At 71.5% G+C, this 11620-nt stretch carries 10 protein-coding genes and 1 pseudogene; 7 read left to right on the top strand and 4 right to left on the bottom strand.

The window, feature by feature from the left end:
• The 5 genes and pseudogenes from O3W51_RS30020 to O3W51_RS30000 all read left to right on the top strand — a co-directional run.
• Positions 1-507 (top strand): annotated as a pseudogene (locus O3W51_RS30020) (hypothetical protein); the annotation flags it as partial.
• Positions 508-755: 248 nt separating this feature from the next.
• A complete protein-coding gene (locus O3W51_RS30015) occupies positions 756-1733 on the top strand; it encodes a substrate-binding domain-containing protein (protein ID WP_198357044.1) in 978 nt (325 codons plus the stop codon).
• 103 nt (positions 1734-1836) lie between these two features.
• Positions 1837-2982 carry an Ig-like domain repeat protein gene (locus O3W51_RS30010; RefSeq protein ID WP_198357043.1) on the top strand — a complete coding sequence of 382 codons (1146 nt, stop codon included), beginning with the start codon at positions 1837-1839 and terminating at the stop codon, positions 2980-2982.
• Between the two features lie 241 nt (positions 2983-3223).
• Positions 3224-4141, top strand: coding sequence for a sortase (locus O3W51_RS30005; RefSeq protein ID WP_269287774.1), 918 nt, complete (start codon positions 3224-3226; stop codon positions 4139-4141).
• Between the two features lie 17 nt (positions 4142-4158).
• On the top strand, positions 4159-4974 hold the full coding sequence (locus O3W51_RS30000; RefSeq protein ID WP_138352195.1) for a phosphate ABC transporter ATP-binding protein: 816 nt from the start codon (positions 4159-4161) through the stop codon (positions 4972-4974).
• A 3-nt stretch (positions 4975-4977) separates the two neighbouring features.
• Here O3W51_RS30000 and O3W51_RS29995 read toward each other — a convergent pair whose 3' ends face one another.
• From O3W51_RS29995 to O3W51_RS29985, 3 genes are all read right to left on the bottom strand, one after another.
• A complete protein-coding gene (locus O3W51_RS29995; protein ID WP_138352194.1) occupies positions 4978-6660 on the bottom strand; it encodes a phospho-sugar mutase in 1683 nt (560 codons plus the stop codon).
• Between the two features lie 131 nt (positions 6661-6791).
• Positions 6792-7601: a purine-nucleoside phosphorylase gene (locus O3W51_RS29990; RefSeq protein WP_138352193.1), complete on the bottom strand. Its 810-nt coding sequence runs from the start codon at positions 7599-7601 to the stop codon at positions 6792-6794.
• A gap of 147 nt (positions 7602-7748) precedes the next feature.
• Positions 7749-8186 carry a gamma-glutamylcyclotransferase gene (locus tag O3W51_RS29985; RefSeq protein WP_138352192.1) on the bottom strand — a complete coding sequence of 146 codons (438 nt, stop codon included), beginning with the start codon at positions 8184-8186 and terminating at the stop codon, positions 7749-7751.
• Positions 8187-8249: 63 nt separating this feature from the next.
• Between O3W51_RS29985 and O3W51_RS29980 the strand changes: the two genes are divergently transcribed.
• Both O3W51_RS29980 and O3W51_RS29975 read left to right on the top strand, forming a co-directional pair.
• Positions 8250-9758, top strand: coding sequence for an NAD(P)H-quinone dehydrogenase (locus O3W51_RS29980; RefSeq protein WP_138352191.1), 1509 nt, complete (start codon positions 8250-8252; stop codon positions 9756-9758).
• A gap of 174 nt (positions 9759-9932) precedes the next feature.
• Positions 9933-10871, top strand: a complete 939-nt coding sequence (locus O3W51_RS29975; protein WP_138352190.1) for a DeoR/GlpR family DNA-binding transcription regulator — start codon at positions 9933-9935, stop codon at positions 10869-10871.
• Between the two features lie 105 nt (positions 10872-10976).
• On the opposite strand, the gene O3W51_RS29970 is transcribed toward O3W51_RS29975, so the two are convergent.
• Positions 10977-11537 (bottom strand): TetR/AcrR family transcriptional regulator, encoded by a 561-nt coding sequence (locus O3W51_RS29970; RefSeq protein WP_138352189.1) that lies wholly within the window; start codon positions 11535-11537, stop codon positions 10977-10979.
• Positions 11538-11620 lie beyond the last annotated feature (83 nt).

Genomic DNA, 11620 nt, shown 5'->3' with positions numbered 1-11620 from the left:
CCCGCGGCGGACCGCGCGGCGTACAGCCGGCTCATGCGGTACGCGGCGGGGCCGGGCCAGACGCCCGGCGTGTCGGCGGGCCAGCTGCCGCCCGGCTACGCGCCCATGCCGCAGTCGCTGCGCACCCAGGCGCTCGCCGCCGCCACCACCCTGGAGAAGGCGACGGACCCGCCGGGGGCGGACGGCGGCGCCACGGCCGGCGCGGGATCCGCGGGCGGCACGGTCGGGACCTCGTCCGGCACCGGCGGCGGCGCGACGACCGGCGGTCCCGGCGGCGGCACCGCCGGCACGTCCGGCGGGCCACCGGCGTCCGCCACCCCGCCCGTGAACCCCGCCCAGCACATCGATCCGCAGAAGCAGAACGTCGTCCGCGCCACCGGCTCCACGCCGGGCGCGGTGCTCGGCGCCATCCGCTGGGTGCTGCTGGCGGTCCTCGTCGCGGGCGGCGGCTCGGCGCTGGCCGGCCCGGCGATGCTCCAGTGGGGGGTGTGGCGCCGGCGGTCCTGAGGAGGGCCGTTGCATGCCGGGGGATTCGTGGTGCCTGAAGGGGATACCAGCAGTCGCATTCGCTGTGGCGAATCTCCTAAGGGGTGCCTTGGAAACCCTCCCGTAACCTTTTCATCCGCCCCAATTGGTGGCCACCGCAACGTAATTCGGGAATTGTTTGCGGTGGCCGGCCGACGGGTCGGCAGCACGAAAGTCCGGATTTTGCTTGCACGTCCATTCGGTATCCGTTTATTCGGAGGAGAACAGAAGTGAACGTCAAGTCCCGCGCTCGTATCGGCTTCATCACCGCGACTGCCGCCATCAGCCTCGCCGCCATGGCCATCCCCGCCGCGGCCAACCCGCCGGCCGGCGAGTACCGGCAGCTCGCCGGGGTCGGTTCCGACACCACCCAGGACGTGGTGAACGGTCTCGGCGACGTCGTCACGAACGCGAGCGGCAAGATCATCGCCTCTTACGACGCGACCGGAACGTCCCCCATCAAGACGCGTGCGGTGGGCTGTGACACCCTTGCCCGCCCCGACGGTTCCGGGGCCGGTATCGCCGCCCTGAACAACGCCGTGGACAACAGCACCGGCTGCCTCGACTTCGCGCGCTCGTCGAGCGGCCCGTCGGACACCAGCACCACGGACCTGACCTTCATCCCGTTCGCGAAGGACGGCGTCACCTACGCCACGCGCTCCTTCAGCGCACTGCCGACGAACCTCACCAAGACCCAGCTGACCGATATCTACAAGTGCACGCTGACGTCGCTCAACGGCGTGACGATCCAGCCGCTGCTGCCGCAGACCGGTTCCGGCACGCGGAAGTTCTGGCTGAACACCCTCGGCCTGACCGACGCCACGATCGGCTCGTGCGTCAACGGCACGATCCAGGAGAACAACGGCCTGGCCCTTACCAACAACAGCCAGATCATGCCGTACTCGATCGCCCAGTACATCGCGCAGGGCAAGAGCCTGCCGAACGTGCCGAACCGTCGTGGTTCGTCCGTGCTGCGCAACGTCAACGGCGTGGCTCCGACCACCGGCGGTGTCCTGAACACCTCCTTCCCGATCGTGCGCGACGTCTACAACGTCGTCCCGACCGCGAAGCTGACCGACGCGCTCATCTCCTCCACCTTCGTCGGCACGACGTCGAAGGTCTGCGCCCAGACCACCGTCATCCAGAACTACGGCTTCGGCTCGCTGGGCGCGTCGTGCGGCTCGACCACGGTCAAGGGCGAGAAGTGACCTTGTGCCGGAGCTGATCTGACACCTCGTTCAACGGCCGGGCGCCTCTCAGGCGCCCGGCTTCCGTCCTGACCGCGGTACATCCCTTGGGGGGATCGCCACCATGATCGTCATCGCACCACGGAAAGTCCCGGCCGTCTTGTTCGCCCTGGCGGCGGTCCTCCTCGCGGCCGCGGCCGCCCTGTTCGGCGCGGCCGCGCCGGCGCACGCCGGAGCCGCTGCGAGCGGGTCCGCTGCTAGCGCCGGGACGTTCGCGCCGACGCCCGCCGGCGGTGACCTCACCGCCGACCCGTTCCTGACGTCCCTGCGCACGTCCGCGGGCTGCCCGGCGGGCTTCGGCGCGTCGGCGGCCCTCCAGTTCGTCATGCCGGACGGCTCCGCCGTGACCATCCCCGGCGCCCGGGAGTCCGGTGGGTTCGACACCGGGCCGTTCACCCTCACCTACGACGCGATCGGCGGAACGCTGGCGGACGTCATCGGCGCGCCGGTCGCCGACGGGGACCACGAGCTGCGCGTCACGTGCTGGAACGGCACCGGGGACGCGGCGCCCGCCGCCTTCTCCACCACCATCACCAGCACCGGTGACACCTGGACGGTGAAGTCCCAGGCCGTGCCCACCGCCACCACCCTGACGGCGAGCCCGGCGGGCACCGCCGCCGCGGGCGCCGAGGTGACGCTGACGGGCGCCGTCGACCCGGCGGGGGCCGTCGGCAAGCTCGCGTTCTTCGACGGAGCGACGGCGTTGGGGGAGGCGGACGTGGTCTCCGGGCAGGCCACGGTGAAGACGTCCGCGCTCGTTGCTGGGGCGCATGACCTGACGGCGCGGTTCACGCCGGCGGATCCGGCGGCGTTCGTGGCGTCGACGTCGGCGGTGGTGACGTACACGGTCACGGCGGCGACGCAGTCGCCGTCACCGACGGATACGGGGTCTCCGACCCCTACGGACACCGGGGTTCCGTCGCCCAGCGACACGGGATCGCCTACGGCGACGGATACGGGTTCGCCCAGTGCGTCGGCGACGACGGGGGACACGACGTCGGGCGCCGGCGGTACGTCCGGTGATGGCGGTACGGGCGGGAGTTCCGGCGGCGGGTCGACGGGTGGCAACGGGAGCCTTGCGCATACCGGTGCCGGGGCGGCGCTGCCGTTGGGGGTGGCCGCGGGTGTGCTGGCTGTGGCGGGTGTCGTGTTCGTGCGGCATGCGCGGCGGAGTGGGTTGTTGACGTTCGGTGCGCCGCGGCATCGCTGACCGCCGGCCGCCGGCCGCCGGCCGCCGGCCGCTGACCGGTGGTGGGCCGGGGGCCGGGCCCTCCGGGGCGGGGCTTCGAAATCGACTATTTACGGGCCTGGCGGCCCGCAAATAGCTCGGCAGCATTTCGAAACCCCACCCCTGCGGACCCGTCCCCCTTCCGTTCAAGCCGCCGGTCTCCGTCGGTGGCCGTTCAGGGCCGCCCCTCAGGTCCTCTCTCAACGACTTGGAGCGCATCCCCGTGACCGTGCTCGCCCCACCCGCCCCGCCCGCCAACCGGTCCCCCGAGCCCGTTGCCGAACGGCCGGCTCCCGCGCCCGGTATCGCGCTGGTGGGTGCCGCGCTGTGTGTTCTTGCGGCGTTGCTGCTCGGCTTCGCCGCGAACCTGACGATCGTGGGACATCTGCAGCATGCGCGCGACCAGCGCACCGCGTACGACGATCTGCGCGCCGAACTCGCCATGGGTACCGCGCCGGTGGGACAGACGACGTTCGACGGTAAACCGTTGGAAGCGGGCGCGCCCATGGCGTTGTTGCGGATTCCGGCGCTCGGGCTGAAGCAGGTGGTCTTCGAGGGGACCACGTCGGGTGTGCTGCGGTCCGGGCCGGGGCACCGGCGGGATACGCCGTTTCCCGGGCAGGCGGGCACCAGTCAGATCTTGGGGCGGGCGTGGGGGTACGGGGGGCCGTTCAACGATGTTGCCCGGCTGCCGGTGGGCGCTGTGATCAAGGTGACGACCGGTCAGTCCACCGCTGAGTACCGGGTCACGGGGATCCGCAGGGACGGCGATCCGCTGCCCGCGGTTCTCGGTACGAACAAGGGGCGGCTGACGTTGGTCACCGCGACCGGCTGGGCCTATACGCCGTCGGGGGTCGTTCGGGTGGATGCGGATCTGGTGTCGGAGACACAGCCGAGTCCGCCCCGGCCGCGCCGGGCGGGGTGGATCGATGCCGCCGAGAAGCCGCTCGGGACCGAGAGCGGTGCCTGGATGTCGGTCTATCTGTGGTCGCAGGCGCTGCTGGCGGCCGCGCTGCTCACCGTGTGGACGCATCGACGCTGGGGGCGGTGGCAGACCTGGATCACCGCCGTTCCGGTGCTCACCGCGCTCGGGGTCGCCGCGTCCGGGGCCGCGACCTGTCTGCTTCCCAATCTGCTCTGAGAACGGAGATCTGCACCATGACCGATACCGAGGTACTTCCGGTTCTCAGCGAGACGGGCGCCGCCACGCTGCGGGCCGATGCTGTTTCCGCCTGGTTCGGCGATCACAAGGTCCTGGACCGGGTCTCGCTGACCATGCCCGCGCGCCAGGTCACCGCCCTCATCGGGCCCTCCGGCTGTGGCAAGTCGACGTTCCTGCGGGTGCTGAACCGGATGCACGAGCTGATCGGGTCCGCCTCGCTCGCCGGGCAGGTGCTGCTCGACGGGGAGGACATCTACGACCGGGGGCGCCGCATCACCAGTGCTCGCCGGCAGATCGGGATGGTGTTCCAGAAGCCGAACCCGTTTCCCGCGATGTCGCTCTACGACAACGTGCTCGCCGGGCTGAAGCTCGGCGGGATCAAGTCCACCCGGGCCGGGCGGGACGATCTGGTCGAGGAGTGTCTGACGCGGGCCGGGCTCTGGAACGAGGTCAAGGACCGGCTGCGGCAGCCCGGTGGCGCGCTGTCCGGGGGGCAGCAGCAGCGGTTGTGCATCGCGCGGTCGTTGGCGGTGCGGCCGCGGGTGCTGTTGATGGACGAGCCGTGCTCGGCGCTCGACCCCACGTCGACCCGCCGCATCGAGGAGACGATCGCGGACCTCTCGTCCGAGGTCACCATCGTGATCGTCACCCACAACATGCAGCAGGCCGCGCGGGTGTCGGACTCCTGCGCGTTCTTCCTCGCCGAGCAGGGCACGCCGGGAGTCATCGTGGAGCACGGTCCGACGGACGCCATGTTCAGCGACCCGCAGGACCCGCGCACCACCGACTACGTCAACGGCCGCTTCGGCTGACCCTCAGATGCCGGCGGCCGCCGCCAGGTCCTTCTTGAGGGCGGCCAGGACCGTGTCCGCGGTGGTGCGGGCCGCGGTGAGGGTGGTGACGGGGACGACGACCTCGAGGTAGCACTTGATCTTGGGCTCGGTGCCGCTCGGGCGCACGATCACCCGTGCCGACCCGACACCGGAGGCCGTGTCGCCGGCCAGGGTGTAGCGGAGGCCGTCGGTGGGCGGGAGCTGCTCGCTGCCCTCGGCGAGGTCCTCGGCGGTGGCGACGGTGAGGCCCGCGAGGACCGTCGGGGGCTTCTCGCGCAGCCGCGTCATGGCGTCCGCGATGAGGGAGAGGTCGGCGACGCGCGCGGAGAGCTGGTCGGTGGCGTGCAGGCCGTGGTCGAGGGCCAGGTCGTCCAGGAGGTCGTCGAGGGTGCGGCCGTGTTCCTTGAGGGACGCGGCCAGCTCGGCGATGAGCAGGGCGGCGGTGATGCCGTCCTTGTCGCGCACGCCGCCGGGGTCGACGCAGTAGCCGAGCGCCTCCTCGTAGCCGTAGCGCAGGCCGTCGACGCGGGCGATCCACTTGAAGCCGGTGAGGGTGTCCTCGTAGGGCACGCCGGCCGCGGCGGCGATCTTGGAGAGCAGCGAGGACGACACGATGGAGGCGGCGAAGGTGCCCGTCGCGTGCTTGTTCACCAGGTGGATGGCGAGCAGTGCGCCGACCTCGTCGCCGCGCAGCATCCGCCAGCCGGACGCCGAGGAGCGGTCGGGGACGGCGACGGCGCACCGGTCGGCGTCCGGGTCGTTGGCGATGACGATGTCCGGGCCGAGGGACTGCGCGGCCTTGAAGGACAGGTCCATCGCCCCCGGCTCCTCCGGGTTGGGGAAGGCCACGGTCGGGAAGTCCGGGTCGGGCTCCGCCTGCTCGGTGACCGGGGTCGGCGCAGGGAAGCCGGCGCGCGCGAAGGCCGCCATCAGGACCTCGCGGCCCACGCCGTGCAGCGGTGTGTAGACGACGGACACGTCACGCGGTCCGCCCGGTGCCACGACGCCGGCCGCCCGGGTCAGGTACGCGTCGATGACGTCGTCACCGAGGACCTCCCAGCCGTCCGCGGCCAGCGGTACGTCGGCGAGCGACCCGACCGCCGCGATCTGGTCGGCGATCTCCGCGTCGGCGGGCGGCACGATCTGGGAGCCGTCGCCGAGGTAGACCTTGTAGCCGTTGTCCTGCGGCGGGTTGTGGCTCGCGGTCACCATGACGCCGGCCACCGAGCCGAGGTGCCTTATGGCGAAGGCCAGGACGGGCGTGGGCAGCGGGCGGGGCAGCAGCGCCGCCCGCAGGCCCGCGCCGGTCATCACGGCCGCCGTGTCGCGCGCGAAGTCGTACGACTTGTGGCGCGCGTCGTAGCCGATGACGACGAGGCCGCCGGTCTGCCCCTGCGCCTTCAGATAGCCGGCGAGGCCCGCGGCCGCCCGGATCACCACCGAACGGTTCATCCGCATCGGGCCGGCCCCGACCTCGCCGCGCAGCCCGGCCGTGCCGAACTGGAGCGTCCCGGAGAACCGCTCCTCCAGTCCGGCCGCAGCTGCCTCGTCACCGGCCTCCACCGCCGTCAGGAGCGCCTCCAGCTCCGCCCGGGTGTCCGGGTCCGGGTCCTCGCCGAGCCAGGTGCGCGCGGCGTGCGTGAGCTGAATCCTGTCGGTTCCCATAAGAGCTCCTGATCGGGGGGAGGTGCGTACGGATGCTGCCGCGGACGGGGTCCGGGAGGTGCCGCCGGGCAGGCCTGTGGTGCAAGCCTGCCCGGCGGTCAGGGGCATCGACCCGTTCGGGCCGGCACGACCTAGAGGCGGCCGAGGACCTGGCCCAGCAGGCTGCCCATCCGCGTGGCGGACTCGCGGCCGGCCTCGAGGACCTCTTCGTGGTTGAGCGGCGCGCCGGTCATGCCCGCCGCCAGGTTGGTGACGAGGGAGATGCCGAGCACCTCGGCGCCGGCCTCGCGGGCGGCGATGGCCTCCAGCGTGGTGGACATGCCGACGAGGTCACCGCCGATGGCGCGGACCATGCCGATCTCCGCCGGGGTCTCGTAGTGCGGGCCGGGCAGCTGGACGTAGACGCCCTCCTCCAGGGTGGGGTCCACCTCCTTGCACAGCGCGCGCAGCCGCGGGGAGTACAGGTCGGTGAGGTCCACGAAGTTGGCGCCCACGATCGGCGAGGTCGCCGTCATGTTGATGTGGTCGCTGATCAGGACCGGCTGGCCGGGGCGGAAGTGCGGGCGCAGCCCGCCGCAGCCGTTGGTGAGGACGACGGTCTTGCAGCCCGCGGCGACGGCGGTGCGGACACCGTGCACGACGGTGGCGACACCGCGGCCCTCGTAGAGGTGGTTGCGGCCGAGGAAGACCAGGGCGCGGACGCCGCCGATCGTGACCGAGCGGACCTTGCCCGAGTGGCCGGCCACTGCGGGGGGCGGGAAGCCGGGGAGCTCGGTGATCGGGAATTCGGCGTCGGCGGTGCCGAGCTGGTCGGCGGCGGGGACCCAGCCCGAGCCCATGACGAGGGCGACGTCATGGGTCTCGGCGCCGGTGAGCTCGCGCAGGCGGGCGGCGGCGGCATCGGCGGCGCCGTACGGGTCGGGGTTAACAGAAGCGTTCACGCGCACGAGGGTATCCGGTTCCGGCCTACGCGCGTAGACGTCCCAGCGGAGCGTCCCCGGGATTTCGGATGATCCGCTGATTGACGACCGTGCCGGCGGGAGGTTAGGACACCGCCGGGACGGGTGACGGGCCCTGGTGCCGGCGGTTCAGCAGGGGCGCTTGCGCAGCTCCATCACGTAGTCGTGGGGCGCGCCGCACGATTCCGCGGCGTCCGCGATCTCACCGAGGTAGCGGGCGTTCGGCAGGCCGCCCTCGTAGTCGTTCAGCACATACGTCCAGGCGGCGACCTCGCCGTCCAGCGTGTGCACCCGCACGGTCGTACGCCGGTAGATGCTGAGCGGTACGCCCTCCCAGCGGTCCATCGACTCCTCGTCGATCGGCGCGATGTCGTACAGCCCCACGAAGACCTGCCGCAGCGGGTCCTCCACCAGGGTCGCCAGGGCACCTTCCCAGCCCATCTGCTCACCGCCGAAGGTGAGCCGCCAGCCGTCCAGCCAGCCGGTCCCGCGCAACGGGGAGTGGGGGGCGCGGCGGGTCATGAGCCGCGCGTCGAGGTTGCCTGCGTAGGCGGCGTAGAGCGACATGAGGACGAGAGTACGGGAGGGAGGTGAGCCCCCTGTAAGTGAACGCTTGGCGCGTGCGGGACAATGGGGTACGTGACTCGGATCGTGATCATTGGCGGCGGACCCGGCGGATATGAGGCAGCGCTCGTTGCCTCGCAGCTCGGCGCGGAGGTGACCGTCGTCGACTGCGACGGTCTGGGCGGGGCGTCGGTACTCACCGACTGCGTCCCGTCGAAGACTTTGATTGCCACCGCCGAGGTGATGACCACCTTCGACTCCTCGTACGAAGAGCTGGGCATCATCGTCGCGGACGACACCCCGCCGCTGGAGCAGGCGGCGCGTGTGGTGGGCGTGGACCTGGGCAAGGTGAACCGGCGGGTGAAGCGGCTGGCGCTCGCCCAGTCGCACGACATCACCGCCTCCGTCACCCGTGCGGGCGCACGGGTGATGCGCGGTCGCGGCCGACTGGAGGGCTGCCAGACCGCAGGTGGCACCCGGTGTGTCGTCGTCGAGGCGGCGGACGGCACGTCGGAGACGCTGACGGCCGACGCGGTGCTCATCGCGACCGGCGCCCGCCCGCGCGAGCTGGCGGACGCACTGCCGGACGGCGAGCGGATCCTGAACTGGACGCAGGTCTACGACCTCGACGAGCTCCCCGAGGAGCTCATCGTGGTGGGCTCCGGTGTGACCGGCGCGGAGTTCGCCGGCGCGTACCAGGCGCTCGGCTCGAAGGTGACGCTTGTCTCTTCGCGCGACCGCGTGCTGCCGGGCGAGGACCCGGACGCCGCCGCCGTGCTGGAGGACGTCTTCCGGCGCCGCGGCATGAACGTGATGGCGCGCTCCCGCGCCACGAGCGCCAAGCGTGTTCCCGGACCTGCTACGACACAGGGACCCTCCTCGCCGAAGGCGGGCGAGGAGGGACGGGTCGGCGACCGGGTGGAGGTCACCCTGGCGGACGGCCGGGTCATCACCGGCTCGCACTGCCTGATGGCGGTGGGCGCCATCCCGAACACCACCGGAATGGGTCTGGAGGAGGCGGGCGTCAAGCTCAAGGACTCCGGCCACATCTGGACCGACAAGGTCTCCCGCACCTCGGCGCCCGGCGTGTACGCGGCCGGTGACGTCACCGGCGTCTTCGCCCTCGCCTCGGTCGCCGCCATGCAGGGCCGGATCGCGATGTACCACTTCCTGGGCGACGCGGTCGCGCCGCTCAACCTCAAGACGGTCTCCTCGAACGTCTTCACCGACCCGGAGATCGCCACCGTCGGCTACACCCAGGCTGACGTCGACAGCGGCCGGATCGACGCCCGCTGCGTCAAGCTGCCGCTGCTGCGGAACCCGCGCGCGAAGATGCAGGGCATCAGGGACGGCTTCGTGAAGCTGTTCTGCCGCCCCGGCACCGGGATCGTCGTCGGGGGTGTCGTCGTGTCGCCGCGGGCCAGTGAGCTGATCCACCCGATCTCGATCGCGGTCGACAACAACCTGACCGTCGAGCAGATCGCGAACGCGTTCACCGTGTACCCGTCCCTGTCGGGCTCGATCGCCGAGGTGGCGCGCCAGCTGCACACCCGCAAGACCGCGAGCGAGCTCTAGGCCACGGCCTGGCCGCCGCTCGCGGGCGTCGGTCGCGGCCGGGAGATGACCGGACGGTAACCGGGTGGTGGAGCCGTAAAGGCTCTACCACCCGATGGTCTCTTTTGTGCACGACTTCGGTTAAGTGGCGCAAAGTGCTGAAAGCAGACGGTCGTTGGCGTTACTGTCAGTTCCGTGTTCGCTGCAGAACGTCGCCAATTGATCCTCGAAATGGTGCGGGCCAACGGAGCGGTTTCGCTCCGTGAGCTCGCCCGTGTCGTCCAGACCTCCGAAGTGACCGTACGGCGGGACGTGCGCGCTCTGGAGGCCGAAGGACTGCTCGACCGCCGGCATGGCGGTGCGGTTCTGCCGGGTGGCTTCACCAGGGAGTCCGGTTTTCCGCAGAAATCCCATCTAGCGACCGCGGAGAAGACGGCCATCGCCGATCTCGCGGCGAGTCTCGTCGAAGAGGGCGAGGCCATCGTGGTCGGCGCCGGGACCACCACGCAGGAGCTGGCCCGCCGGCTCGCGCGGATCCCGGGACTGACCGTCGTCACCAACTCCCTGCTGGTGGCGCAGGCGCTGGCACACGCGAACCGGGTCGAGGTCGTCATGACCGGCGGCACTCTGCGCGGCTCCAACTACGGCCTGGTCGGCAGCGGCGCCGAACAGTCCCTCCAGGGACTGCGGGTGTCGCGGGCCTTCCTGTCCGGCGCCGGACTGACCGCGGAACGCGGTCTGTCGACGTCCAACATGCTCTCCGCGAGCGTGGACCGGGCGCTGGTGCAGGCGGCGGCGGAGGTCGTCGTGCTGGCCGACCACACGAAACTGGGCGCGGACACCATGTTCCAGACCGTGCCCACGGATCTGATCACGCATCTGGTGACGGACGAACCGCCGCCCGGTGACGACCGCAGCGCGACCGAGCTCCAGGCCCTCGCGGACCGTGGAGTGCAGGTCGCCGTCGCGTCCCTGATGGGGGCCGACGCCATCGCGGCCGGCCGGCCGCGCCGCGAGATGCCGATGCCCGCGCCCCGGAGGCACCCGCACCCGGGACAGCCGCCGCTGCGCAGTGCGGCGCCGATCGCGGCCGACCAGCAGGCAGCCAGGATCGCCGACCTGCGGCGCCGTTAGGGACGCCGCGGGAAGGGATCCGACGGACTGGGCCCGGGCCGTGGCAGGCCCGGGTCGCGGAACGGCCTGGGGGTTGGGAAAGGCCTGGTCACGGGAGCTCCGGCATCACGCCTGCGCGGTGACTCCTGCCGGGGCGCGCAGGCCGTGCAGGGTCAGGTCCATCAGCCGGTCGAAGATCGCCTGGCGCTCCGGGTCCTTCTCGGCCACCAGCACGATGGCGTTCGTCAGCTTGAGCAGGTCGGCGATGGTCGCGTCCGCACGTACCTCACCGGCCCGCTGGGCGCGCTCCAGCAGTGCCCCGCCCGCCGCGCGCAGCGGTGCCTTGCACGCGGTCATCTTCGCGTCGCCCGCGGCCATGATGGCCGCCGCCAGCCCGCGGTACATGGTGGAGTGGACGGCGACCATCCGCAGCCACCGGACGAGTGCGTCGGTCGGTGAGTCCGCCGTCAGCAGTTCGTCCGCGCGCACGGTCAGCAGCTCGACCTCCTGCTCGAAGACCGCGTTCATCAGCGCGTAGCGGTCGGGGAAGTGCCGGTAGAGGGTGCCGATGCCGACGCCCGCGTGGCGTGCGATGTCCTCCAGCGACGCGTCGGTGCCGTGCACGATGAAGGCCTGTCGGGCCTCGGCCAGCAACCGGTCGTAGTTGCGCTGCGCGTCTGCCCGCATCGCCACCTGCCTCCCAAGGTCCGATCCCGGAATTCCAGGATCCCAGAATGGCATTGTAGAACCGGAGGCGTCCTCCGTATAGT

Origin of the sequence: Streptomyces sp. H39-C1 (assembly GCF_027158125.1) — a bacterium.
In the GTDB taxonomy this organism is placed as follows: domain Bacteria; phylum Actinomycetota; class Actinomycetes; order Streptomycetales; family Streptomycetaceae; genus Actinacidiphila; species Actinacidiphila fildesensis.
The sequence above is the reverse complement of the archived record's forward strand: the minus strand, read 5'-3'. Positions and strand labels throughout refer to the sequence as shown.

Coding starts and splice junctions, on each gene's coding strand:
- O3W51_RS30000 (WP_138352195.1), top strand. CDS start 4,159: ATGACCGATACCGAGGTACTTCCGGTTCTCAGCGAGACGGGCGCCGCC.
- O3W51_RS29980 (WP_138352191.1), top strand. CDS start 8,250: ATGGGGTACGTGACTCGGATCGTGATCATTGGCGGCGGACCCGGCGGA.
- O3W51_RS30010 (WP_198357043.1), top strand. CDS start 1,837: ATGATCGTCATCGCACCACGGAAAGTCCCGGCCGTCTTGTTCGCCCTG.
- O3W51_RS29970 (WP_138352189.1), bottom strand. CDS start 11,537: ATGCGGGCAGACGCGCAGCGCAACTACGACCGGTTGCTGGCCGAGGCC.
- O3W51_RS29995 (WP_138352194.1), bottom strand. CDS start 6,660: ATGGGAACCGACAGGATTCAGCTCACGCACGCCGCGCGCACCTGGCTC.
- O3W51_RS29985 (WP_138352192.1), bottom strand. CDS start 8,186: ATGTCGCTCTACGCCGCCTACGCAGGCAACCTCGACGCGCGGCTCATG.